This is a genomic window from Hymenobacter fodinae, assembly GCF_004745825.1.
GTDB lineage: Bacteria > Bacteroidota > Bacteroidia > Cytophagales > Hymenobacteraceae > Hymenobacter > Hymenobacter fodinae.
Genome location: NZ_SRLA01000001.1, coordinates 488,346 through 512,893, shown reverse-complemented (window position 1 = coordinate 512,893; position 24,548 = coordinate 488,346). Strand labels below are relative to the sequence as shown.

Here is a 24,548-nt window from a genome sequence, read left to right as displayed (position 1 = left end):
AGAACGACTGGCCTCGTGCCTCGTGCTGACGTGAGAAGATCCTTCGCAAGCTCAGGATGACGTGCTGTTGTAGTTGGTCGTCGGTATTACAACGTCAGCCAATGAGACTGTTCGACATTCTTACCGTGACGTTGCGTAACTACTGGCCTAGAGCTTGGTGATGGGAGTTTTGCTGGTCATTACGCCCGCGGGCACCGTGTCCGAAGCATAGACGTGGTCGAGCTTGCGGCCGTCCTTTCCGTCGGTGCGGTCGGTGGCCAGCATGATGCGGCCGTAGCGGCGGTAGTCGGCCCAGCGGCGGCGGAAGGCGGGCTGTGCGTCGGTGGCTTTCGGGAAGTAGGCCCACTCCTCTACCAGGTTGGTAGCGGGATTGATGAGCACTTCGTACTTATTGTCGGGCGTGACGCCCACGTTTTTAAACGTCATGTTAAGCACTTCGGCGGGCTTGCCGTCCATCAGGGTGCCGGCGCCCTTGTAGGTCAGCGTCACACCTGAGTCTTTGAGCTTGAAGGGCATCACCAGCCACCAGGAGTTGTTCACCCAGATGGGGTACATCCGGCTCAGCAGCTTTTGGCCGTCGGGAGTAGCCGAAATGTCTTTGCCGCTGCGGTAGGCCTGTCCTTGCTTAGTGTTTATGTTGTACACGGCCACGGTGCTATCCTTTTGCCAGCGGAAGTCGCCGGTATGCTTGTCCCAAAGCTGGTACGAGCCGTCTAGGAAGTCCCAGCCAATGAGGCGCGTCTGTTGCCAGGCGGGGTAACCGCCCATCTGGCGCATCACTTTGTCGGCCAGGGCCAAGGCCTTGGCATCGGAGCCAGTGCGGTCAAAATCTGGGGCGGCGGGGAAGGAGGCCGTATCGGTCGCTACCGTGGCCGACTTACTCGCCCGCTGTTTTTTGCCCGAGGGCGACTTTTGCTGGCAGGCGCCAACACTGATGGACAGCCCCGTGATGCACAGGGCCAGGGCTACTTTGGAGAGGCTACGTACTCGCATGATGAGGGAAAAACTGCACCCGAAAGCCACGCGGCTCCGGTTCAGCTTGTACGCTAAAGCTACGAACGGCGGCCATCTTTAGCCAACGTAGTGCTGATAGCCGCCGTACTACCTCCAATCACCTTTCTGTTTTAGCTGCCCTATGCCCACGCACTATCGCCTTTCCGATGTTCTTGGTATTCTGAAAACGACGGCCAGTGAGTTTATGGTGAATAACTCCTTTCGCCATGCGGCGGCCTTGTCGTACTACACCATTTTTTCGCTGCCGCCCCTACTTATCATCGTCATCACCACGGCTAGTGCCATTTATGGTACCGAGGCCGTAACGGGTCAGATTTATGGGCAGATGCGAGGCTTCCTGGGGCCCGACTCTGCCAAGTTTCTGCAAGACTCCATTGCCGAGTTTACCAAGCAGCAGAAATCCGGTGTGGCGTCCATTATTGGGGTGGGCACGCTCATATTCGCGGCCACTACCTTCTTTGTAACCCTGCAGGAAAGCATCAATGATATCTGGAACCTGAAAGTGAAGCCCCGTAATGGTCTGCTGCAGTTTGTGCGCGACCGTTTTTTATCCTTCGGCTTGATTCTAAGCGTAGCGCTGCTGCTGCTTATTTCTTTCGTAATCAGCGCCTTGTTGAGCGTATTCACGGATCAACTTCAGAAGTGGTTTCCGGAAGTTGCCGTGATATTCATTCACATCGTTGATTTTACTCTCTCGCTGTTCATCACGTCTTTGCTCTTTGGGTTGATTTATCGGTTCCTGCCCGATGCCATTATTCGGTGGCGCGATGTGGGCATTGGAGCCGTGATTACTGCCCTGCTCTTCTTAGTGGGCAAATACCTAATTGCCTTTTACATTGCCAAATCGGACCCTGGCTCGGCCTTCGGCGCTGCGGGCTCGGCTATTGTGCTGTTGCTGTGGGTGAACTACTCGTCGCTGATCATCTTTTTCGGGGCCGAGTTTACCCAAGAGTTTGCTGATGCCTTTGGGCAGAAGGTGCAGCCCAAAGCGCATGCCGTACGCATTGAAACACGTGAGGTGCCCGAAGGCGAAACCAAGGAAGAAATCAGTACAGGCCGCCCGCGCTCCGAAGGACGCTGGCGCGGCTAGGCTGCGTGCTACTTGGCTCTATTCTGCCCTTGTTTTGCACAAGTAGAAAGTCAGATTTTTCTTTTAGCAAAGCGCCACTCCTGGCCTAGAATAATGTTCTAGGCCAGGAGTGGCGCTTTTTTAACTTACTCTCAGAGTACACACAAAGTCTGATTACCCAACATTATAGCTAAAGCAATATATTGGAGTGAAGTGCCGAAGTGATACGTTTGGATTGTACTCCTATTCCTCGGCTATATGTGCTCCTTATTACGCTTACCCCGGTTGCTGCCCGCGTTACTGCTGCTGTTGGGTAGCCACACCTTGTATGCGCAGCAACCCACTACGCGTCAGCTGGTTATCAGCCCCATCGTTGGGCCGGTCATTGATGCGCAAGAACGCACTCGCTACCAGCTGTTTCCTTTCTATTCAAACAAGGAGTTTAAGGAGGCCAGCTTCGAGCAGAACATTACTCCCGACAGCATGATTACGCTGCGTACTGCCTTCACGGATGGCCGAATTGTGCTACGCCCTATGCCGCAGTATGAATACCTGAATACCCGGCGGCAAATTGAAGAGAAGGAGCAAGTATTGCGGGCGGCGGCCGGCGCTACCTCCCCCGATTCCATTGGTGGTTCTTACCGCGTAACGTTGCTTTCAGGCTCCACGTTTGCGGGCATCTTGCGCGCCACCCGCCCCCAAGAGCTGGAGTTTAGCACCAATGAGCCGGGGGCCGTTATTATCCCGCGCAGCCAGATCAGCCGCCTGGAGCTGGTGCCCCGAGTAGAGCTGGCCGATGCCATGCGCCACCCTGGCTGGGGCTACGTGGGCAATGGTACGCGCGTATTTTTTGCCCCCACTGCCCGCAACCTGCGGGCTGGGGAGGGCTATTTCCAGACAATTGATCTGTTTTTGCTAGGCGTCAACTACGGCATCACCGACAATGTCTCTATCGGTATGTTGGCGTCGGCTGTTCCGGGCATTGGCATCGGCAACCAAGTGGTGGCCATTACCCCTAAATTCAGCTACCCCGTAAGCAACAAGCTAAGCGTGGGGGGTGGGCTCTTGTACGCCCGCATTCCCACCTTCGATTCGTATAACTATAGCACCGGCTACGGGGCCGGAGTGGCCTACGGCTTGCTCACTACGGGCAGCGCCGACAATAACTTTACCGTTGGCTTGGGCTATGGATTCTCCGGAGGCCGCGGCGACCAGGGCTTCGGCAAGTCGCCGGTGGCGGTTGTTAGCGGTGCCACCCGCGTGAGCAGGCGCATTTCGCTCATGTCGGAAAACTACCTGATTACCTCGGGCACTGGTGGCCTAGCCGGCCTTTATGGCATTCGCCTGAACTGGCCCCGCACTACGTTAGGTATCGGCTCCTTCTATGTGGCACCCTTTGAGGGCGAAGGCGCTTTCGGCTACATCTACCCCGTGTATCTCGACCTCTCCTTCCGGTTTGGCAAAACAGCGCAGCAGTAGTGACTAGTGCCCCTCGTTGTGAGACAGGACTATTATACTTGACGGTCGTTATAAGCCTGTCACGTTACTTACTCTATGAAATTCATTAGCTCAGTACTTATCCTACTAGCCTGTCTTTGTCACTCTGCAAGCTACGCCCGTACGCTCCCATCCCTTCCTGATACACTTGCTGGCCAAAGCCACTTGATAAGGCAGCTTAGCACAGAGGCCTGCGAGCAACTTCTCCTTAAGCAGAAAAGCTCTGCTTTTTCTACCCTAAGCGCTGCTGATGCCCAAAAGATCTTTGAGGAGGAGTTATCCGCGGTTATTGAAAAGCGCGTGAGCAACATTCGGCAGCTAGCGGCACGCTCGGAGGCAGCCGGCGCTTACGAGAAGCTTCGGGCTCTTCTGCCTACTGCAATAGCCATTCAGCTCGTGAAAACCTGTCAGCCTGCTGCTGCTTTATACGGCCGGTTTCAAAGTACCATGCCTTCCTCTGCGGAGCGGGCGTTACTTGAACCCTGGGCGAACGAGCTTTGCAGCCGACTCAAGGCGTTAAAAGATACCGGGAGCTTCCGGGGCAAGACTTCTGCTGAACGAATAGAGCTTTTCCACAAGGAGTTTCTCGCCTCTTTGAACACACGCGGCCCGCAGATTATGAGGCTATATGGCCCTGCAGGCAACAGCCCACAAGTTGTAGGCCGGTTAAGTCAGCTGGTATCGCAGCACATGCAGGAGCAATGCACTCCGCTCCTGCAGCTCTTGTATCAGGCTGATTAACGCATTTTTTAACCCTACAAACGACAACAGCCCCGTCGTTATACGTTAATGACGGGGCTGTTCTTTGCTCTTATTACTGGCCTAGGCCACCTCGGTCTTCTCCTTCACGGCCAACTGACCGCAGGCAGCGTCGATGTCTTTGCCCCGTGAGCGGCGGATGTTGGTCTGCACGCCGCGGTCGGCGAGGTACTTGTGGAAGGCCGTCAGCTTGTCGTCGGCGGTGTTTACGTAGGAAGCGTTTTCGATAGGGTTGTACTCGATGAGGTTCACCTTGCAGGGAATCCACTTCGAAATCTGGAACAACTCTTCGGCGTCCTGCAGAGTGTCGTTGAAGCTCTCGAACACGATGTATTCGTAGGTAACCTTACGGCCGGTTTTCTGGTGGTAATACTTAAGCGCTTCCTTCAGCGAGGCCAGGGAGTTGGCTTCGTTGATAGGCATAATTTCGTTGCGCTTAGCGTCGTTAGGGGCGTGCAGCGAGAGGGCTAGGTTGGCCTTCACGTCGTCGTCGGCCAGCTTCTTGATCATCTTGGCAATGCCGGCGGTGCTGATGGTGATGCGGCGCGGGGCCATGTTCAGGCCATCGGGGGCGGTGATGCGGCGCACGCTTTCCACTACGTTGGCGTAGTTCAGCAGCGGCTCGCCCATACCCATGTACACGATGTTGGTGAGCGGCGTGCCATACTGAGCCTCGCACTGCTCCCGAATGCGTACCACCTGGTCGTAAATCTCGGCAGCATCGAGGTTGCGCTTGCGGTCCATGTAGCCGGTGGCGCAGAACTTACACGTGAGGGAGCAGCCCACCTGCGACGAGATACAAGCCGTCATGCGGGTGTCGTGCGGAATGAGCACACCTTCCACAATGTTGCCATCGTAGAGTCGGAACGCCGACTTGATGGTGCCATCGTTGGAGAGCTGCGAGTTCTGCACCTTCACCCCATTAATGGTGAAATACTGATCGAGCAACTGCCGGGTAGCCAAAGAGATATTGTTCATCTCCTCAAACGACGAGGCGGTGTTCTTCCACAGCCACTCGCTCACTTGTTTAGCCCGGAATGGCTTTTCGCCGTGCTCCACCATAAAGGCTTTGAGCTCGTCGGGAGTGAGTTTGCGGATGTCGCGCTTGGTGAGTACGGGCAGGTCAATCATAGCTGCAAAGATACAACACCAGAGGCAGTTGGGTTCCCAGAAATTTACCTTTGCGCATATAGTCAGGAATCTGGTTTGTCATCCTTCCCATCGGGCTGTGTTTACTGCAAAGCTTCATATCGAGCTGGCTGAGACACGCCGGGCGCTTCTAACTACAGAGGCCTAGGCCACTACTCGCCGCGTAGGCGACGGGTGGCTTCCTCACCCAGAGGCAGCAGTTTGCGGGTGTTGTAGTCGAAGCCGAGCATGCCGGTTTTGGCGCGGGCAATTTCGCGGCCGTCTTGGTTTTTAACCCAGTACACAATGTCGAAGCCGAAGGTGTGCAGGTCGGTGGCGGCCATTTGGATGTGCAGGACGTCACCGTGAAAGCCTTCGCCCTTGTACTCAATGGCCACGTCGGCCATGATGTGGCCTAGGCCAGTGGCGCGGTCAACCTCGGGGCGGCCCACGAACTGCAGGAACTGCACGCGGGCTTCATGCAGCATGCTAAGCAAGGCATCATTGCCTAAGTGCGCTCCATAGTTGAGGTCCGTAATTCGGATGGGAAGCTGGGTGGTGAACAGGAAGGTTTCGGGCAGATTTACTTTGATGCGGGCCATAGGGTGGGGCAATGGAACATAATGAAGTACTAGTAGGACTACATAAAGCCCGTAAAGTTGCCGTTCAATTCGTATTTTCCGGTCTGCTCTCTCGTCTGCCTCCCCCACCCCGTGTTTCACTCCACTCCACAACCCCTGCATGTCTACCCCTTTACTCGAAGTACGCGCCACCGCCGACGGCTCCAGCACCCTCTACGTACCCGCGCTTGACGAGCATTACCACTCAACCCACGGCGCGCTGCAAGAAGCCCGCCACGTATACCTGGCCGCTGGCCTAGAGCCGGCGCTTATGCCGGTTACGGAAGCACCAACGCCGGTTTGGGTGCTGGAAATTGGCTTTGGCACGGGCCTGAACGCCTTACTCACGCTGGAGCGCAGCCTGGCCCTGCCCAGCTCCCAAGTTATTTTCTACGATACCATTGAGAAGTTTCCCTTGCCCGCCGAGGTCATTGGGCAACTCAGCACCGAAACCTACTCCGACGAGCTACTCGATTATCAGCAGCAGCTGCACGCCGCCGCCTGGAACCGGCCAGTAGTACTAACTCCGCAGTTTGTATTGCTCAAGTTGGCCGGACAGCTCCAAGAAACTCCGCTAGCCGAGAACACCTATCAGGTTATCTACTTCGATGCCTTTGCTCCCGAAAAGCAGCCCGATATGTGGACCGACGAAATATTCGCCCAGCTTTACGCTGCCACAGCTCCGGGTGGAGTGTTGGTGAGCTACTGCGCCAAGGGTAGCTTCCGCCGCAGCCTGAAGGCAGCCGGCTGGCTGGTAGAAAAAATTTCTGGCCCTCCCGGCAAGCGCGAAATGACGCGGGCCCGGAAGGTGGCGTAACTATTCATATACCTAATGAAGCTCAACCGTCGCCTGAATCAACTTACGGAAGCCGATTACCTAAACCTGTTGGTCAACCATCAGCGCTACACTGATTTCAACTCACTAGGCCTGTTTCGGAGCCTGCTTGAAAATGAGAAACTGAATCTGGAACAGCGGCAACATTTGCGGGATGTAGCTATTGATGTCTTTCCAAAGTTCTACGACTTTCTGCAGCTGAAGGACCCGTACACTTATTTCCGCCTCCAGACGCTGGGCCAGGAGCTGACAGTGGCTGATGAGCAAACCGCGTGGGATGAAATCAGGCGGGCACAACAGCGCATCCTGACCGAGAAGCGCATCCGACACCGCAATTTTGGAACATACACTAAGCATAATTGCGGCTACGACATTTGTCCATTCAATGGCCTCATGGTCAGGCAAGGAGCGCGTCTTGCAGAAGGCGTGATGGGGTTTGGCTCAGACAAGCGGATTTCTAATAACAGGCACGTTGACCACCGGGCCGACCTGCGCCGCCGGGAGCGGAAAGCTTGGGCTAACCAGCGAACCTACCTAGAAGAATAGCAGTGTACCTGCTAACTTCTCTGCATCCTGCGTAAGTTGGGCCTGTTATGAGTCGAAAATTCCTGGAAACCGACGGTCCTCAGTGGGTGCAGAAAGGCATCATCACCGAAGAGCAGCGGGAGCAACTACTGGCCCTTTACCCCACCGACGCCACGGCTATAGGCCTATTGCCGCTCCTGGGCAGCTTCCTGGTGGGCTTAAGCGCACTGAGTCTCGTGGCCGCCAACTGGCAGGGCTTGCCAGAGCTGGTGCGCCTAGCCTTGCTACTTGGCTCGTTGTGTAGCGCTTACGCGGCGGGTGAGTACTTCCGGCGGCGCGGCAACACTAACCTGGGCATGGGCCTGGTGGCGCTGGGCCTGATTCTGTTCGGAGCCAGCATTGTGCTTACCAGCCAGCTCTACCAGCTCATCGGCTACGATTTAACTGGCCTACTGGCCTGGGCCGTAGCGGGCATGGGCCTGACGTGGCTCTACCGCAGCCGCCTGCTGTTCATCATGACTGTGGTTATTGGGGGCATTGTGCAAGGCTATAATACGGGGCAACTGGGCGCTTTCAGCTACCTCACGGCGGCTTTTACGGCGCTAGGCCTCGGCTACTACTGGTGGCGCCGCCCCGATTCTCTGGCGGGGGGCGTACTGGCGGCTGGGCTGCTCTGGCAGGCTGCTTTACTCATCAACCACCTCCACATCAAAATCACGTGGTTCGTCGTGCCGGCTATGCTCATCTACGCTTTCGGCGACTGGCAGCCCGACCGGCCCGCGGGCCGGGCCATGCAGGGGCCACCGCTGGTAGCAGCCTTCCTGTTTACACTAGGCCTAGCGTTGTTCGGCGAATCAGATTTATACACCGGTCAGCTCCGGCCGCCGCTACTGGCCTACCTTGGGGCCATGGGCGCGGTGCTAGCCATATCCTTACTGGGCAAGCGGCAGCGCGGCCGCCTCACCAGCGCTACCGACTGGCTACTGCTATTGCCGGGCTTTTACTTTACGGGTGGCCTAGCCCTGGCCGTAGCAACGCTGGTGGTGCTGTATGCCTACTCTGGCTCAGTGCTGTTTCGGGCTCACCAAGAGCAGAACCCCGACCGCGTGACGCTGGGCACGGTGCTGTTTATTGTTACTACGGCAGTGGCCTACTTCAAGCTCACGTGGGGCTTCATGGATAAGTCGTTGTTTTTCTTGCTGGGCGGCGTGTTGCTGCTGGGGCTGAGCTGGTACCTGCGGCGCCGGGCAAACCACACCTTCGCCGATAAAACTCCCGCGAAATCATGAGTGAGCAGCCTATTTCTGTGGCGCCGCCTACGCCCGTGCAGCCGGCCCCACTCCCTGAGCTAGCCCCGGCCCTACACCGGCGGTGGCTACAGTGGCTGGTGGCGGCTCAGGTGCTGTTTGTGCTGGGAGTAGCGGCGGCGGGTTACGCTACCGGCGCACTAGGGAAGTCCATCTGGCTCCGTACCGCGCCCGTCGATCCGCGCGACCTGCTTTACGGCGACTACGTGCGTCTGAACTACTCCATCAGCCAGCTACCAGGCCACCTCTGGCACGGCTCCCAACTCCCGCGCCGGCAGCAGGCCGCCTACGTGCTTCTAGAGCAGCGTAACGGTTCTTACGAAGCCGTGGGCATCTACCCTGAAAAACCCGTAGAGCAATCCAATCAAGCTATCCTCCGCGGCTCAGTGCAAGATGTGTGGCGGCGAGGCCTGCGCCTACGCTACGGTCTAGAGCGCTACTACGTGCCCGAAGACATGAGCCGCGAACTACAGAAAAGGCAGTCGTTGCGGGTGCAGGTGAGCATTGCGCCCTGGGGCCAGGCCCGCATCACGAAGGTAGAAACGGCTCCCTAGAGGCCTATGAAGTTTTGGAAGCGGCTATATCGGGAAGTGTTGCTAGCCGTAACCATAACTATTTTGGTTGCAGTAGGACTGATGTTCCTACTGGGGCCTTACTTTTTTCAGGTTTCGCCCCTCGATATCCAACTGCACAACACGTATATCATAATCCATTCCTGGGAGCTTGTGTTGCTGCTTTCCCTACCTATTTGGCTGCTGGCTCAGCTTACCCGAGGCGTACTTTACTGGTGGCAACGGTAGCCCTCAATTGCAGTTGCTACACGATTTTATCTGCTATATATTGCTACTGTAATTTTTGCCCCTAGCTATTCAGGGGAGGCTCTATCTATATCAGTAATTATTTCTCGCATGAAAAGTGGTTTGTGCAAACTAGCCCAAGTCTTGGCCGCGCAGCGCATCAATAGTTCCTCCTCTTCTAGCAAGAGTACGCCGTCCAAAGACCGACAACGAAATCGGGCAGAAGGTCCAACTTATTCAAGCCAAGCCTAAGCATTCTGCTTCTATTTCGTCTGCGTTTACAACCTGCCTTTCTTGACCAGGTCGTACTCCTCCGCGCTTATGTCTACCATTGCGTACTTCTTGCGGTTGGTGATATTCATCTCATCCAAGGCGTCCACCATATCCTGATATTTAGCGTCGTCACTAGCTTTGATATAGACTACTTCTTTGCCCGATAAAGTAAGCAACACTTGTCGCAAGCCAGCAGAGCTTAAGTCCGTAACATGTATCTCAGGATTTTGAACTGCCCCATACACTCCTGAGTAATAATACACCTTGCTATTTTCACCTAGAATTACTGTCAAGCCTCCTAAAAGACCAAAGCATGAGTAACCGACTCCATCTGGTCGCTCTTTAACCGGCATTGTCACCTGCATCACGGTAGGCTTTTCTAGAGTGGCCGTTAGCAAAAAGAACGATACTAGTAGAAAGCCCACGCCTACCATAGGAGTCATATCGGGTATTACAATGGCCCGGAAGGCGCGGCGGGGACGCTTGGCGGATATGTCTAACGGTTGGGTAGAAGCCATAGTTATAAACTGTTTAATGAATATTACCGCTTCAACGCCCATCTGGGCTGCCGAAGTATATTGAACCAATAATATTATGGTGTAGCACTCCGCTTTCTATTGCTCAAACCGCCACACCTTTTCCGGCGTGATGCAAGCGTGCAGGCGTACATCACCGGGCCAGGCGTCGGTTATGCGCGGTACTGGCGGCTCCAGGCTCAGGCCGATACGCACCGTATCAGGCCGACACTGGCCTAGGAAGTGGTCGTAGAAGCCTTTGCCGTAGCCCACGCGGTGGCCGGTTTCGTCGAAAGCCAGCAGCGGCACCAGCACGGCATCTAGCTGCGCCGGCTGTACCTCGACGGCTCCTACTGGTTCCGGAATACCCCAGCGGTTTTCTACCAACTGCGTATCAGGCGAGAGGTGATAATGACGCAGCGTGTGGCCATCGGCCTGTACTACCGGCACGGCTAACTTCACCGGAGACTCTTCGTGCAGAAACTCACTAATAATTGGCCACGTGTTAGGCTCCTTCTGGTGCAGGATGGGCAGAAATACATGCAGCCATTGCCAATTATCCGTCGGGAATTGTTGGATCAATAGATTGCGTAATCTGTCGCTACGGCGCGTCACTTCTTCCTCCGACAAAGCGCGGCGGCGAGCCAGGAATTTTCGCCTGATATCAGCCTTCAGCATACTCTTGGATACTAACACGGCCCGCATCAATCTGTGAGGCGGGCCGTGTCTACAGCGTTACTACTTGAGTTTTCTACTCTTCTTCCAGCACCGTAAATTCCAGCGCCAGCGGGTCGAAGGCCTCGATGAGCTGATCTATAAAGCTGGGGTTGTTGATGAGAATGCTCAGCACGTTATCCACCCGCTCCTGCAACGAACCACCTGGGAAAAGCTTCTCCTTGAGTGCCGTAAGCTGACTGTAGGCCACTTCGTGCTTAGTTTCGGCGGCTTTGCTTAGTCGTTTTTCCAATCCGGCGAGGCTGCCCGCTGCTTTTTGCTGCTCAGCGGCTACGGTTTTCACCAAGGTTGGGTCGAGGCGCTGGGCTAGGTCAGCTACTTCCTTAAATACTGCTGCCAAGGCTTGCTGCTGAGCCGCGAGACTCACTTCTTCCTGGCCTAGTGATGCACCCACCTGCTTCTTCAGCTCGGGCAGGGGCCGGAAAATATCGGGAGCCGTGAGGCTGAGTTTACGCAGCTTGCCGGCGTTGGCTTTCCCAATGTACAGTCCAGAGTTGCGGAGCAGCAGAATGGGAAAGGGCACTTGGTTGTCAGTGAAAATCTGCTTCAGCTGAAACCAGTAGGCCACTTCCGCTCCGCCCCCAATGTAGCAGAGGTTGGGCAGTAGCAGTTCCTGATACAGAGGCCGCAGTACCACGTTGGGGCTGAATTGCTCCGGGTGTTGGCGGGCCAAGTCGAGTAATTCCTGCTGACTATGACATCGGTTGGTGTTGCGCACAGTTATCTGCACGCAATCAGCCGCGGCATCGTACTCCAGCCGCTCCCGCTTGCCGCCATCGGTCAGGAAAAACAGGTTAATGGGGCGCGAGTACACCTGCGGCTTGTAGCCGGCCGCTTCGAGCTGCTGGTTGGTGGCCTGCACTGCTTGGTTGGAGGCCTGCTCCTGAATTTCCTTTTCCAGCACCGGCACCAACGCTTGCTTCAGGGCTGGCGAGTCGCCATCTAACGCCACTAGGCCATATTGCCCGAATAAGGAGTGCGTGAGCTTGCGCATGGCCTCGGCCAAGGTAGCAGAGCTCGTGTAGGCCTCCCTGAAGGCAGCCGGAATATCGGCGGGCAGTTGCTGGAGCAGCTCTTCTTCCAACCCATCCAGCGGCAAGCGTCCTACGGGCCCACCGGTATTGGCGGCGTTCCACTCGTATTTCTTTCCGAACAGATGCAGGTGGTTGATTTCAGCGAAGTCGTGGTCTTCGGTAGCCATCCAGTACACCGGCACAAAATCGTACTGGGGGTACTGCTCCTTCAGTTGGCGGCTCAGCTTCAGGGCCGTTACAATCTTGTAAATGAAGTACAGCGGCCCAGTAAGCAGGTTGAGCTGGTGGCCCGTCGTGATGGTAAAGGTGGTGTCCTTTTCCAGTAGCGCTATGTTGCTCTGCACGGCGGAATGTACGTCCGGCACGGCGGTATACTGCTCCCGCAAGGCAGCTACCAACCGCTGTCGGGCCTCCGGTGTGTAGGTTGCCTTTTTTTCTTCAATCTGAGCCGCAAACTCCTCCAGCGTCGGGAAGCGGTGGTAGTATTGGTTGAGCTCGGGGCGCCGGCTGAGGTAATCAGTAAGAAGAGGCGAAAATGAGCCAGTATCGGCGTAGCGGAGGGTCGTGACGGACATGGATTGGGGAGTAATTCGGCTATAACCGGCCAGACGCCATAAAGTAACTGGGTATTTGCCGAAACTAGCTTCCGCAGGTTTCTAGGCTACTTACGTTTCCGGCCATAATATCGCCAGACTGAGTGTAAAGGCGGTTTTCCTGCGACTAAGCCAGGGTAACGAAATGAAGTAAATTTGGAAGGCATTCCGACCACAGGAAGGAATCAGGCTAGTCTCCAAGCCCAGTTCTTATATTCCTCCTTCAGTCAAATTCACAGCTTAAAAGAAAACCCTGCCTTAGCCAAGTAGCTAAAGCAGGGTCATCGAAGGTGGCCTAGGCCAGTTAAATCAGCTTGCCGTACAAATCGAAGTCTGAGGCCTCCGTGATTTGCACCTGGGCAAAGTCGCCGAGGCGTACGTAGGTGTCTTTGGTGGCAGGTACCAGCACCTCGTTGTCTACTTCCGGCGAGTCGAACTCAGTACGACCCACAAAGTAGCCGCTTTCCTTACGATCGAAGAGAACTTTGTAGGTCTGGCCTACTTTCTCCTCGTTTAGCTCCATTGAAATACCCTGCTGCAATTCCATAATCTGGTCGGCGCGGTCCTGCTTTACTTCAGCGGGCACATCGTCTTCCAGCGTGTAAGAGTGGGTGTTGTCCTCGTGCGAGTAAGTGAAAATGCCAAGGCGGTCGAAGCGGGTTTCCTCCACGAAGTTGTAGAGGTCCTCGAAATCCTGCTGGGTTTCGCCGGGGTGACCGGCAATAAGCGTGGTACGCAGGGCAATATTGGGTACCCGCTGCCGGATGGTGTCTACTAGCTCCACGGTGCGCCGCTTGCTGATGCCCCGGCGCATGGTTTTCAGCATATTATCGGAGATATGCTGCAGGGGCATATCCAGATACTTGCAAATGTTGGCGCGCTCGTTCATCACGTCCAGCGCATCCAAAGGGAACTGCGAAGGGTAGGCGTACTGCAGACGAATCCAGTCGATGCCGTTTACGTCAGAGAGGTTGCGCAGTAGGTCGGCTAGTTTCCGCTCACCATAGTGCTGCAGGCCATAATAGGTCAGGTCCTGAGCAATCAGAATGAGTTCTTTTGTACCCATAGAGGCTAAGCGCTTGGCTTCTTTCACTAAATCCTCAATAGGCCGGTCTTGGTGCTTGCCGCGCATGAGCGGGATGGCGCAAAACGAGCACGGACGGTTACAACCTTCTGCAATTTTGAAGTATGCATAGTGCTTGGGCGTAGTCAGCAGCCTCTCCCCTATCAGCTCGTGCTTATAGTCCGCCTCCAAGGTTTTCATCAACTGAGGCAGCTCCAGGGTGCCAAAGTAAGCATCTACCTGCGGAATCTCCTGCTCCAGGTCGTCCTTGTAGCGCTGGGAGAGGCAACCCGTCACGTAGAGCTTATCCAGACGGCCGGCTTCCTTCTCGTCGGCGTAGCGCAGAATGGTGTCGATGCTTTCCTGCTTGGCGTTATCAATAAAGCCGCAGGTATTGATAATGACGATATTGGCGTCGCTCTTATCGACTTCGTGCGTTACCTCAAACTGGTTGGCGCGCAGCTGCCCCATCATCACCTCCGAATCGACGAGGTTTTTGGAGCAGCCGAGGGTAATAACGTTGACTTTATTGGCCTGCTGGCTTCTGACTTTCATGCTGGGTAGGTAAGCGGGCGGCCGGACAATTTCTTAGGAGTGAGAAAGTTGCCCGCTACGGCCCGCGGCGAATTTTGGACCGCAAAGGTACGAACTCGGCAACGCCTTTTCCTACTGCGAATGTTCCATTACCGGAGTAGTTGCGTCAGCTGCCCCACTTCTTACCGGCAGGAGCTTACTTCTATCGGCCGCATCAGTTATCGGCCGCGAAAGCAAAAGCCCCACCTAGCAACTGCCAGGTGAGGCTTTGTAGTCTTTGCGTAAGTGGCCTAGGCCTGCTTTTTAAACAACGAATTCACGAAGGTGTGGCGGTCGAAGAGCTGCAGGTCGGTCATCTTCTCACCTACGCCAATGTAGCGTACCGGAACTTGCAACTGGTCAGAGATGCCGATAACCACGCCGCCCTTAGCCGTGCCATCGAGCTTGGTAATGGCTAGGGCCGATACTTCGGTGGCCTTGGTGAACTCCTTGGCTTGCAGGAAAGCGTTCTGGCCCGTGCTACCATCCAGCACCAGCAGTACCTCGTGAGGCGCATCCGGAATAACCTTCTGCATAACCCGCTTGATTTTACTGAGCTCGTTCATCAGGTTCACCTTGTTGTGTAGGCGGCCCGCTGTGTCGATAATTACCACATCGGCCTGCATTTCCACGCCCTTCTGCACCGCGTCGTAGGCCACTGAGGCAGGGTCGGTGTTCATGCCGTGCGAAATCACAGGCACGCCAACCCGCTCACCCCAGATGATGAGCTGATCTACGGCCGCCGCCCGGAAGGTGTCAGCAGCACCGAGCACTACCTTTTTGCCAGCCGAATGGAAACGGTGCGCGAGCTTACCAATAGTGGTAGTTTTACCCACCCCGTTCACTCCCACTACCATAATCACGAAGGGCGAGCCAGTATTATCGGGGCGGTCAAGGATAGCACGTGAGCCGGTGGCCCCACTGTTGCGGTCCAGCAGGTCGGCAATTTCTTCGCGCAGGATACGGTCAAGCTCCGAGGTGCTCACGTACTTGTCGCGGGCCACGCGCTTCTCAATCCGGTCAATGACCTTCACCGTCGTGTCGATACCCACGTCGGCGTGCACCAGCAACGTTTCTAGGTCGTCGAGCACGGCTTCGTCCACCGTATTCTTACCGACCACGGCTTTGCTGAGCTGATCAAAGAAGCTGGTTTTGGTTTTCTGCAGACCTTCATCGAGGGCCTGCTGCTGCTCCTTGCTTTCCTTGTCTTTCTTGAAGAAATCGAAGAGGCCCATAGTGTGGGGTCTTGGGGGCTTAGGGTCTTGGGGTCGGGGATGGGGACGGCAATCCGAAGAGTAACCTCAGCGGACCTTGCTCAGAAACCTAAGACCCCAAGACCCTAGGCTCCGTAGCCCCTAACACGCAAAAAAGTCCCACAAAGGCGGGACTTCTTCATTTACGTTGGAAAGCCGCGAAGGCGCCCAATTACTTAACGCCCGTGGCGATGTACTCCTGTACTTTGTCAACCGGCACCATCTCTTCTTTGAAGGTGTAAGCACCAGTCTTTTCCGATTTCACCGCGCGGATAACCTTAGCCCAGTCTTTGCCGGTAGCGGTTTTCAGGGTTGCTACTACTTTCTTAGCCATTGCTCAATTACTTGATTTCCTTGTGAACGGTCATCTTCTTGAGCACGGGGTTGAACTTCTTCAGCTCAATGCGCTCAGGGGTATTCTTGCGGTTCTTCGTGGTGATGTAGCGCGAGGTGCCCGGCTGGCCCGAGTTTTTGTGCTCGGTGCACTCCAGGATTACCTGCACCCGGTTTCCTTTTTTAGCCATCTCGACTTAGGTTTTAGGATTAAGGACTGCAAAGGTAAGAAGGTTCGCGGAATTGACAAACAATCAGATGGAGAAACCTTTGTAAAGTTATTTCCCTCCTGCGCGCTTCCTCGCGCTCAACGTTTGCTGGATAGGCCTAGCAGCGTTTGAAAATGCATTTTAAGCTTCAGAACGAAGCATGTGCCTGAGCCTATATTTTAAGCAAACACTCTTACAGCAATTAGTTGAGCTCAGGCAACTTGAAACCATCAAGGGCGCTAGGCCTATCCATCATAGCCTCTATTTCAGCTACAGTGCGCGGCGCTTCCTTCGATAAATTGTCGTAGCCTTTCTCAGTTATGAGCACATCATCCTCAATTCGTACGCCAATGTTCCACCATTTTTGGTCGCAGGGGCTGCCTTCGGGAATATAGATGCCGGGCTCAACGGTAATTACGCTGCCCGCCTGCAAAGGCCCGTTAGTACCCCGGTCGTGCACATCGAGGCCGAGGTAGTGACTGGTGCCATGCGGAAAATAGCGGCGAGTTTCTTCCACTTTCTTGATAATTCCCAGCTTTACCAAGCCCTGCTCAATGACTTTTTGAGCTGCTGCGTGCGGGGCCTGAAAGTCTTTGCCAGCCTTGCACTCTTTAAAGGCAGCATCCTGCGCAGCCAACACCAGCTCATAAATCTGGCGTTGAGCGGGGCTGAACTTGCCTGAGGGCGGAATGGTACGGGTGACGTCGGCGGAGTAGCCGTGGTATTCGGCACCGCAGTCCATCAGCAGCAGGTCGTTTTTCACCTGGGGCTTGCTGTTTTCAATGTAGTGCAGCACGCAGGCATTGTTGCCGGCCCCTACAATGCTGGGGTAGCCTTCAAACTCAGCCCCATACTTGCGGTACACGTACTCGTGCAGGCCCTGGAGCTCCCGCTCACTCATGTTGGGGCGGGTGGCTTTCATCACTTCCTGCTGGCCTACGGCACTGATGCGCACCGCCCGGCGAAGCAAAGCAATTTCTTCCGGTGTCTTGATTTCCCGTAGCTGGTCAAGGGCGCTACTCAGAGTACCAGACTCGAAACGGCTGCTTGGCTTATTAACTATTGCGCGTTGCCGCTCGGCATCGGTCTTTGCAGCCAAGTAGCTCTGAATGTAGGCGTCTTGGCCTAGAGCAGCTTGTTCCTGCGACAGCCGCTGCAAATACGGGCGAAGCTGGTCAGCGGCTTTGAGGCCGTATTGCTCAATGAGCTTGTGCACCTCGGAGGCTGAGGCGTCAAAGGTTGCGGGCACGGCGGCCTGCTGCCGGAAGGTGGCCACTAGGTCGTATAGGTCGGCAGGGTCGCGTGGGTCATTGCGTACATCCGCAGGCAATTCCAAGAAATGTACTTGCTGGAAACTAGCCCACTTAATTCCCGCCGTTGCAAAGTCTTTGTTATCGGCTACGTACTGCACCTTGAGCTGTTGCTTGGTACCCTCGGTGCCGAGGCGGTGGCCGGTCCACTGCTCCCGCTCCGGGTTGCGGGGCTGCACAAAAATGGCCTCCGTTATGCCCGTTTGCCCATTAATAGTCTGGGGTTCCTTGAACAGCACCAGCATTGCCTCGGGCTCCTCATACCCCGTGAGGTAGTAAAAGTCAGGGTTCTGATGGTACACGAAATCTACATCATTGGCGCGGTTGCGCACAGGAGCCGCGAAGAACACCGCCACCGAACCCGCCGGTAGGGCCTGGCGCACCAGATCCCGGCGCTGCTTATGAAAGGCAGGGTCCAGAAAATCGGTGGGGCGGTCGGGGCCGGCGGCGCGCTGGGCCTGCCCTGAGTGGGGCGCGGCAAGGGCCAGTAGGCCAGTTAGCAGCAAAGCGGGCAGCGCCGGCCAAACGCAGGGCTTCAGGAGAGAGTAGGGCATAGTTACCGCAAGAACCTGGATTATCTTCTGGCCTTGCGCCAGAAGGCAGCCGTGGCTGAGGTGACTTGGGCGGCGCTAACTTCCGGAAAAAACCGCAACCTGCAAGCGGCACTGGCCTAGCAAAAAGCAAGCGCAACGCTTCCATTCTGAGTAGCCACCTAGGCCTCTTCAACAAGAGACCCGGCAATAATCAGAATAGAAGCGTTGCGCTTAACTTTTTCTAGCCTTTGCTAAGACTAGTAAACGATAAAGCCCTGCTCTTTGGCCTTCTTCAGAACCGACATGATGCCGTTCTTATTGATGGTGCGGATGGTGCTGGCAGCAACTTTCAGCGTTACCCAAGCATCCTCTTCAGGGATGTAAAAACGCTTTTTTTGCAGGTTCGGGTAGAACTTGCGCTTGGTTTTGTTGTTGGCGTGCGAAACGTTGTTGCCTACGCGGGTACGCTTGCCGGTCAGATCACAAACACGGGCCATGATATCAGGAGCTTAGAGGTTTCAATGCTGGAAAAAGGGACGCAAATATCGGTATTTCTTTGACAGAAGCAAACCGGATGGCTGAAAAATAGCAGGTTAGCCCCGCCCAGTGCCTCCAGGGCCACTCTTTTTTTCGCGGGCCCGCCGCCACGGGCAGTGCCGGCAGCCGTTTCCGCAGCAACTACCCCGCCGCAAGTGGTACTGCTCCGTAAAGACCATGTAGCCTTCTGGAGTGTAATAATAGTCGCCGGGTTGGAGTGGCAAAGGAGCTGAACTGGGCACGCCGAAAAACCAATTTAGCCCGCAAGATACAACCTGCTTGCCGGAAGAGCTTCGGTAAAACTCTAACAGGCTTTCTTTTGTATCTTACCTATGTAGCGGTTTTGCCGCTGCTTTTCTTTGGCCAGCGCTTTTAGCTCTTCTGCGTATGCGTACCGTCTTGACCTTCCTGCTGGCGTTTTCTTTATCTGGTCCCTTACTGGCACAACAGCCCACTTCCACCTTGGCTACTCTAGTAACGCAGCTAGAGCAACTGCAAGGCCCACTCCCAGAAGTGCCACGGAAAGAAGCAAAGCGCACCTTGCCGCAGCTTCGGCAACGCTATCAGCGGGGGCTTCCCGTTGGTACAATCTGCTACCTCACGGTTAATACTCTTAACGAGTCGGCTACCCCTGAACCGCTGGTAGTGGAGGTTGCTACCTGGCAGGCAGGTAAGCTTACCGGCCGCATTATGCGCCTTTCCCACGAAGAAGGACGCGCTATGGCTGGTGCTCCGGTTAGCTTTGAGGAAACTGCTATTCTGGATTGGTTGCTGCTCCGGCCTAATGGCGCTGAGGAAGGCAACTACGTTGGGAAGTACCTGGATTTGGAGGAGCGCCTGGCTACTTTGTCGAATAAATAGGTCACTAGGCCACCTGCGTAGCTAGTCCTTTAGCTTTTCGGGCTTGGCAATTTCCTTTAGGTCCTTCAGCGAGCCGCTGCTGTTGAAATTCATCGTCATATCTTTTGGGTTATGCTCGCCGGCGGCAATGACGGCGGCACCCGTTAGCTTGTAGGGCGTTTTCTCAGCCTTGAATAAGCCTTTGAAGGCTACTTTGGGCATGGCTTTGGGCTCGAAACGCACGTGAATAGGCATGAGCTCCGCCCCTTTTTTGTTGAAGGTGACGTCTTTGGTCTCAGTGCCCTCTACCTCCATATCGTCGCTGACGCTGAACTTGTAGCGGACGCTGCGCACGGTTACCGGGAAAGGATTATAGTTGGTGACGCGTAGGCTTACAACAGCTTCCCCATTCTTGAGGCCTAGGTCCTTGATATCTACGTCCGCTACTTCAATTTTCGGCAGCTTCGGGATGTACACGCGCTTGGTTACGCGCACCGGAATGGTTTGAGGGCCAGCTACGGGTAGCCGAGTAAACAGCTTCATGACCATTTCCACATTCACGCAGTCTTGCTGGCTGGTGCGCACCTTGCGCTTGAGGTTATCCATCTGCACCGAGACGGGCAACGTGAGGTGCGACACGGAGTCGCCGTGCAGGACGGTTGGCTCATCCTTCGTGCCCTGCGTGAGCAATTCCCCATCCACGCGAGTCACGTAGCTGAAGCTGTCAATTTTAAGCGTAACAGGCATTTGGTTACGCAAATCCACCTTCATCTGGGCCTGCAGGGTACTAGGTGTAATGTTCTTGATATTGAGGGAAGCGTTTTCCAGCGCGGGCAGCAGTTCTTTGCCCTTGTCGGTTTTGAAATATGTGTAGGCACCGCCAGCTATGAACAACACCAGTACAATCAGAAAAAAGGAAGCAACCCGGTGCCGTCCAAAAAAACCCTGCGTAGCCATACCTCTTCACGTGTAAGCAGAACCGTAGCTACAAATTCATAGCTCAACAATTCAACAACTTGTATTACAATTATTTACGATTCCATACGAGTTGTACCCCGTGGGTTGTTATTGTCGCGTTTAGGATTGTTGAGGCCTGACCTTCGCGCATTCTTTTGCGTAGTTTTGGGTTATCTGCTTACCCGTCCATCTCAATCCCACCCACGCATATGCACTCTACCACTGCCACCACCCACCGCCGCAGCCAAGAGCTGATGGCCCTTGAAGACCAGTATGGCGCCCATAACTACCACCCGCTGCCCGTGGTGCTTAGCCGGGGCGAGGGCGTGCACCTATGGGACGTTGAAGGCAAGCACTACTACGATTTCCTATCGGCTTACTCGGCCGTAAATCAGGGCCACTGCCACCCGCGCATCATTGGTGCTCTAACAGCGCAGGCCCAAAAGCTTACCCTCACCTCCCGGGCCTTTTTCAACGACCAGCTGGGCGCCGCCGAAAAACAGCTGTGTGAGCTGTTCAACTACGACAAGGCCTTGCTGATGAACTCTGGGGCGGAGGCCGTAGAAACGGCTCTGAAGCTGGCCCGCAAATGGGGCTATCAGGAGAAAGGCATTGCTCCCAACCAAGCCGTCATTATTGTGGCTGAACATAACTTCCACGGCCGCACCACGGGTATCATTTCCTTTAGCACCGACCCCGACTCAACTGGCGGCTTTGGGCCCTACAACCCCGGCTACCAGGTAGTGCCATACGACGACTTGGAGGCGCTGGAAGAAGCCCTGCATAACCCGCACGTGTGCGGTTTTCTGGTGGAGCCCATTCAGGGTGAGGCCGGCGTAGTAGTGCCCTCAGAGGGCTACTTGGCTAAAGCCGCAGCCCTGTGCAAAGCGCACAAGGTGCTGTTTATTGCTGATGAAATTCAGACTGGCCTAGGCCGCACCGGCGAGCTGTTAGCCGTGTGCTACGAGGGAGTGCACGCCGATATCCTGATTTTGGGCAAGGCACTTTCGGGCGGGGTGCTGCCAGTATCGGCGGTGCTGGCCCGCAACGAAATCATGCTCACCATTCAGCCCGGTCAGCATGGCTCCACGTTCGGCGGCAACCCACTTGCCAGCGTAGTATTGCGCGCCGCCCTCGATGTGCTGCTGGAAGAAAAGCTCACGGAAAATGCCCGCGCCTTGGGTGAAGTATTCCGGGAACGGATGCGCCGGGTGCAAGCCAAGCGCCCCGAAGTGGTAGAGCTGGTGCGTGGCAAAGGGCTGCTGAACGCTGTAGTCATTAAGCCCCACGCCGATGGCCGCACCGCCTGGGACGTGTGCGTAACCCTAATGGAGCGCGGCGTACTGGCCAAACCTACGCACGGCGACATCATTCGCTTCGCGCCCCCACTGGTAATTACCGAAGAGCAGTTGCACGAGGTCTGCGACATAATTGAGCAAGTGATTCTGGAGTTCTAGGCCACCGCTTCGCCTTATATGAATCCTGCAACGGACTGCCTTACTTTAGGCAGTCCGTTATTTTTTACTGGTGCTGTTATGCGTTATCATGTAGTATGTTGCGTAGCCTTGTTCTTACTACTGACGAGCAGCTGCCGTAGCAGCCAAACGGCTTTCCAGTTTCGCCCACCCAATGGCTCTAGGCCACCTGAGGTAGTGAATGCTGCTTTGAGGCAACTACCTCAGGCACCGTTGGTCACGGCCCCAAAGTCCTCCCTAGCCCAACTAGCTCATTTCTCTTGTAGGGAGCGGCCTAAACAACGCCACAGATCTCAGCTACGGGCTGCCGCAGCGGCTATATACCCCTCTCGTGCTAAGCCTATCACAACCAGCCAGCAGGCTGTGCCGTACCGCAGAGCACTTCTCCGCCCCGCTCACCCTACCCGCGACTATATGCCGCTGGTGTTAGCAGTGCTAACGGCCGCTCTCGGCACCTTGCTTCTTGTGGGGGCAGCGGCGGGTTCCAGCTCGTCGTTTATTCCGCTGATTGGGATATTGCTACTTGTGCTGGGCGGGGTAATCTTTTATTACTGGCGCTACGAATAGTATTCTGCTTCACCTCTTTACTACACTCTCAATGCCGCTTCGGCTACCTCTACGCTTTTCTTCCTCTCGTCAGGCTCTTCTTGTTCTCGTAGTTGCGTTGGGTGGCCTATTAGGTAGCTGCCGCAGTGAGCGGATAGCCTTCCAGTTCCATCCCTCACCGCAGGCTCACAGGCCTAGTTCTGCCCAGTCTCGGTCCGATAGTACGGTGAGCAGCATACCCTTGATAGTAACAACAGCGCCACCTTCCGCTGTAACGGCGCCTCTTTCGCCTGTCCACCGCTGCCAGCTGCAGAAGCATAAGACGTTCATCTCCACGCATGCTCGAGTGGCCCACCGGGTTATGCGCAGCGTTTCCCATAGCCTACTCCCTGCATCAGCCGCCGTTAGCAAGCCAAGCGGTACCTCAGCTCACGAAACGCGCCATTTGCTGCTGGGCATAGCAGCCATTGTGGCGGGAGTAGTAACGGGCTTATTGCTAGGCGGATGGCTAGGCTTGGGCGTGGGCGCCCTCATCGTCATTCTGGGGTATTATTTCCTAGGCATGGCCTTCGGGGGAGAGCACGCTTGGCTGGAGGTGTTCCAAGAGTTTTTCAATATGTAGGCCAGTCTGGCGGGTACAATCAGGGCTTCGCCTGAGGTCCTGCTTCGCTAACCGACGAAACCACGTAGCTGGTAGCGCATCGCCTGCCATTGACCGAGTTGCCCAGCATTGGGCTAGAGCCCCTAGTAGTTTTGCTGCATAACTACTTCAAGCTCTACCATTATGCGTGCTCGTCTTCTACTTCTGCTCTGTGGTGCTTCCATGTTGGCTAGCTGCCAGACCAGCCGCTCAGCGTTTGTGTCGCGCCCGTTTAAGAATGTAGTGGATATGCCCGCCGACTCGGCCCGTACCATCGTGATTCTGCACGACTCGCAGGGGCCCCAAGGCACTCGCGTTGCTCTCACGGCTGCCCAGGCTGCTGAGTTCAGCCAGCAGTAGGCCACTCTTTTCCGGCGCCGGTATTACCCGCGTTGGTTTCGATCTGATTTTCACACACCGCCGCTCGCCGTGCCGCCCCTGTTTTCTGGGAGCAGCGCGGCGTTTTGGTGTACTGGGAATTTGGTGTCACCGCAACCTTACCTTTGCCGCAGTTGTTCTAGTTCGTCTCATTTCTGAAAACAACGCATGGCCATTATCCCCACGCATCGTCCGCGTCGCAACCGCAAGTCTGAAGTTATCCGCAACATGGTGCAGGAAACGACGCTTTCGGTGCACGATTTTATTTACCCCGTCTTCCTGATTGAAGGGCAGAACCAGCAGCTCGAGATTCACTCCATGCCCGGCATCCACCGCTTCAGCGCCGACCGCCTCATCGACGAAATAGGGCGTTGCGTGGAGCTGGGTATCAAGAGCTTTGCCCCTTTTCCTAGCATTAATGATGGCCTAAAGGATCGGCTTGCCAAAGAAAGCGCCAACCCTGAAGGCTTGTACCTGAAAACGGTAGCCGACATCAAGCGGCAGTTCCCCGACATCGTCATCATGACCGATGTGGCCATGGACCCCTACTCCAGCGACGGGCACGATGGCATTGTGGATGCCGATTCCGGCGAAATCCTCAACGATGCCTCTTTGGAGGTGCTAGGCCAGATGGCCCTGGCCCAAGCCCGTGCCGGCGCCGATATCATTGGCCCGTCGGATATGATGGACGGCCGCGTAGCCTGGATTCGGGACGTGCTCGACCAGAACGGCTTTTCGCACGTGAGCATCATGAGCTACACCGCCAAGTATGCCTCAGCCTTCTACGGCCCCTTCCGCGACGCCCTGGATTCGGCCCCCAAACGCGGCGACAAGAAGACGTATCAGATGAACTACGCCAACCGCCGCGAAGCCCTGCGGGAGCTAGCGCTAGATGAGCAGGAAGGCGCTGATATGGTGATGATTAAGCCCGCCCTGAGCTACCTAGATGTGATTCATGAAGTGCGCACCAACACGCACCTGCCAGTCACCGCTTACAACGTCTCGGGGGAGTACGCCATGGTGAAGGCTGCCGCTCAGCAAGGCTGGCTCGATGGCGAGAAAACCATGATGGAAGTGCTCATGAGCATTAAGCGCGCCGGCGCCGATGCCATCCTGACCTACTTCGCCAAGGAAGCCGCAGCCGTATTGCGCCGCGGATAAACAAGAAATGGCTTAGGTGGCCTAGACGAAAAAAGCGAC

At 55.6% G+C, this 24,548-nt stretch carries 27 protein-coding genes; 13 read left to right on the top strand and 14 right to left on the bottom strand.

All coding sequences use genetic code 11. The features are described 5' to 3' along the window. Positions 1-147: 147 nt before the first annotated feature. Complete coding sequence (locus EU556_RS02165) at positions 148-993, bottom strand: hypothetical protein (protein WP_135430573.1); 846 nt, start codon at positions 991-993, stop codon at positions 148-150. Positions 994-1,135: 142 nt separating this feature from the next. Here EU556_RS02165 and EU556_RS02160 point away from each other — a divergent pair, with 142 nt between their 5' ends. After that, positions 1,136-2,104, top strand: a complete 969-nt coding sequence (locus EU556_RS02160) for a YihY/virulence factor BrkB family protein (RefSeq protein WP_135430571.1) — start codon at positions 1,136-1,138, stop codon at positions 2,102-2,104. A 237-nt stretch (positions 2,105-2,341) separates the two neighbouring features. Then, positions 2,342-3,562 (top strand): hypothetical protein, encoded by a 1,221-nt coding sequence (locus tag EU556_RS02155; protein ID WP_135430569.1) that lies wholly within the window; start codon positions 2,342-2,344, stop codon positions 3,560-3,562. A gap of 840 nt (positions 3,563-4,402) precedes the next feature. Here the strand turns inward: EU556_RS02155 and rlmN are convergent. Beyond that, entirely contained in the window at positions 4,403-5,470 is a 1,068-nt protein-coding gene (gene rlmN, locus EU556_RS02150) for a 23S rRNA (adenine(2503)-C(2))-methyltransferase RlmN (protein ID WP_135430566.1), read from the bottom strand. A 170-nt stretch (positions 5,471-5,640) separates the two neighbouring features. Then, the gene (locus EU556_RS02145) at positions 5,641-6,069 is read right to left on the bottom strand and encodes a thioesterase family protein (protein ID WP_135430563.1); all 429 of its coding nucleotides are present in this window, start codon (positions 6,067-6,069) and stop codon (positions 5,641-5,643) included. A 139-nt stretch (positions 6,070-6,208) separates the two neighbouring features. On the opposite strand from EU556_RS02145, the gene mnmD reads away from it, so the two are divergent. The 5 genes from mnmD to EU556_RS25950 are packed head-to-tail and all read left to right on the top strand — an operon-like array spanning position 6,209 to position 9,554. Further along, on the top strand, positions 6,209-6,904 hold the full coding sequence (gene mnmD, locus EU556_RS02140) for a tRNA (5-methylaminomethyl-2-thiouridine)(34)-methyltransferase MnmD (protein WP_135430561.1): 696 nt from the start codon (positions 6,209-6,211) through the stop codon (positions 6,902-6,904). 15 nt (positions 6,905-6,919) lie between these two features. Beyond that, on the top strand, positions 6,920-7,468 hold the full coding sequence (locus EU556_RS02135) for a hypothetical protein (RefSeq protein WP_210116202.1): 549 nt from the start codon (positions 6,920-6,922) through the stop codon (positions 7,466-7,468). A 47-nt stretch (positions 7,469-7,515) separates the two neighbouring features. Further along, positions 7,516-8,736 (top strand): DUF2157 domain-containing protein, encoded by a 1,221-nt coding sequence (locus tag EU556_RS02130; RefSeq protein ID WP_135430559.1) that lies wholly within the window; start codon positions 7,516-7,518, stop codon positions 8,734-8,736. Beyond that, positions 8,733-9,308: a GDYXXLXY domain-containing protein gene (locus EU556_RS02125; protein ID WP_135430556.1), complete on the top strand. Its 576-nt coding sequence runs from the start codon at positions 8,733-8,735 to the stop codon at positions 9,306-9,308. The genes EU556_RS02130 and EU556_RS02125 overlap by 4 nt, the downstream gene beginning before the upstream one ends. Before the next feature lie 6 nt (positions 9,309-9,314). Further along, positions 9,315-9,554, top strand: coding sequence for a hypothetical protein (locus EU556_RS25950; protein ID WP_167855415.1), 240 nt, complete (start codon positions 9,315-9,317; stop codon positions 9,552-9,554). A 275-nt stretch (positions 9,555-9,829) separates the two neighbouring features. Here EU556_RS25950 and EU556_RS02120 read toward each other — a convergent pair whose 3' ends face one another. The 10 genes from EU556_RS02120 to EU556_RS25945 all read right to left on the bottom strand — a co-directional run bounded on the left by EU556_RS02120 (position 9,830) and on the right by EU556_RS25945 (position 18,754). Next, positions 9,830-10,342, bottom strand: coding sequence for an ExbD/TolR family protein (locus EU556_RS02120; protein WP_167855414.1), 513 nt, complete (start codon positions 10,340-10,342; stop codon positions 9,830-9,832). Positions 10,343-10,438: 96 nt separating this feature from the next. Further along, entirely contained in the window at positions 10,439-11,017 is a 579-nt protein-coding gene (locus EU556_RS02115) for a 5-formyltetrahydrofolate cyclo-ligase (protein WP_135430551.1), read from the bottom strand. A 73-nt stretch (positions 11,018-11,090) separates the two neighbouring features. After that, positions 11,091-12,683 carry a bacillithiol biosynthesis cysteine-adding enzyme BshC gene (gene bshC / locus EU556_RS02110; RefSeq protein WP_135430550.1) on the bottom strand — a complete coding sequence of 531 codons (1,593 nt, stop codon included), beginning with the start codon at positions 12,681-12,683 and terminating at the stop codon, positions 11,091-11,093. A gap of 322 nt (positions 12,684-13,005) precedes the next feature. Continuing rightward, entirely contained in the window at positions 13,006-14,319 is a 1,314-nt protein-coding gene (rimO, locus tag EU556_RS02105) for a 30S ribosomal protein S12 methylthiotransferase RimO (RefSeq protein WP_135430547.1), read from the bottom strand. A gap of 269 nt (positions 14,320-14,588) precedes the next feature. Further along, on the bottom strand, positions 14,589-15,572 hold the full coding sequence (ftsY, locus tag EU556_RS02100) for a signal recognition particle-docking protein FtsY (RefSeq protein ID WP_135430545.1): 984 nt from the start codon (positions 15,570-15,572) through the stop codon (positions 14,589-14,591). 190 nt (positions 15,573-15,762) lie between these two features. Beyond that, complete coding sequence (locus EU556_RS02095; RefSeq protein WP_072144823.1) at positions 15,763-15,924, bottom strand: DUF4295 domain-containing protein; 162 nt, start codon at positions 15,922-15,924, stop codon at positions 15,763-15,765. 7 nt (positions 15,925-15,931) lie between these two features. Beyond that, on the bottom strand, positions 15,932-16,114 hold the full coding sequence (gene rpmG / locus EU556_RS02090) for a 50S ribosomal protein L33 (RefSeq protein ID WP_045689232.1): 183 nt from the start codon (positions 16,112-16,114) through the stop codon (positions 15,932-15,934). Between the two features lie 220 nt (positions 16,115-16,334). Further along, positions 16,335-17,996 carry an aminopeptidase P family protein gene (locus EU556_RS02085; RefSeq protein WP_135430542.1) on the bottom strand — a complete coding sequence of 554 codons (1,662 nt, stop codon included), beginning with the start codon at positions 17,994-17,996 and terminating at the stop codon, positions 16,335-16,337. A gap of 236 nt (positions 17,997-18,232) precedes the next feature. Beyond that, positions 18,233-18,472 (bottom strand): 50S ribosomal protein L28, encoded by a 240-nt coding sequence (rpmB, locus tag EU556_RS02080; protein ID WP_045689230.1) that lies wholly within the window; start codon positions 18,470-18,472, stop codon positions 18,233-18,235. A gap of 96 nt (positions 18,473-18,568) precedes the next feature. After that, positions 18,569-18,754, bottom strand: a complete 186-nt coding sequence (locus EU556_RS25945) for a DUF5522 domain-containing protein (RefSeq protein WP_210116201.1) — start codon at positions 18,752-18,754, stop codon at positions 18,569-18,571. 145 nt (positions 18,755-18,899) lie between these two features. Here EU556_RS25945 and EU556_RS02075 point away from each other — a divergent pair, with 145 nt between their 5' ends. After that, positions 18,900-19,373: a hypothetical protein gene (locus tag EU556_RS02075; RefSeq protein ID WP_135430540.1), complete on the top strand. Its 474-nt coding sequence runs from the start codon at positions 18,900-18,902 to the stop codon at positions 19,371-19,373. 21 nt (positions 19,374-19,394) lie between these two features. Here EU556_RS02075 and EU556_RS02070 read toward each other — a convergent pair whose 3' ends face one another. Continuing rightward, entirely contained in the window at positions 19,395-20,309 is a 915-nt protein-coding gene (locus tag EU556_RS02070; RefSeq protein ID WP_135430538.1) for an LEA type 2 family protein, read from the bottom strand. A 209-nt stretch (positions 20,310-20,518) separates the two neighbouring features. Here EU556_RS02070 and rocD point away from each other — a divergent pair, with 209 nt between their 5' ends. From rocD to hemB, 5 genes are all read left to right on the top strand, one after another. Then, positions 20,519-21,766, top strand: coding sequence for an ornithine--oxo-acid transaminase (gene rocD, locus EU556_RS02065; RefSeq protein WP_135430535.1), 1,248 nt, complete (start codon positions 20,519-20,521; stop codon positions 21,764-21,766). Positions 21,767-22,147: 381 nt separating this feature from the next. Further along, positions 22,148-22,351, top strand: coding sequence for an LPXTG cell wall anchor domain-containing protein (locus EU556_RS02060; RefSeq protein WP_135430533.1), 204 nt, complete (start codon positions 22,148-22,150; stop codon positions 22,349-22,351). A gap of 340 nt (positions 22,352-22,691) precedes the next feature. Then, the gene (locus tag EU556_RS02055; protein WP_135430530.1) at positions 22,692-22,952 is read left to right on the top strand and encodes a hypothetical protein; all 261 of its coding nucleotides are present in this window, start codon (positions 22,692-22,694) and stop codon (positions 22,950-22,952) included. Positions 22,953-23,114: 162 nt separating this feature from the next. Then, a complete protein-coding gene (locus EU556_RS02050; protein WP_135430527.1) occupies positions 23,115-23,330 on the top strand; it encodes a hypothetical protein in 216 nt (71 codons plus the stop codon). A gap of 186 nt (positions 23,331-23,516) precedes the next feature. Further along, positions 23,517-24,509, top strand: a complete 993-nt coding sequence (gene hemB / locus EU556_RS02045) for a porphobilinogen synthase (RefSeq protein ID WP_210116200.1) — start codon at positions 23,517-23,519, stop codon at positions 24,507-24,509. Positions 24,510-24,548 lie beyond the last annotated feature (39 nt).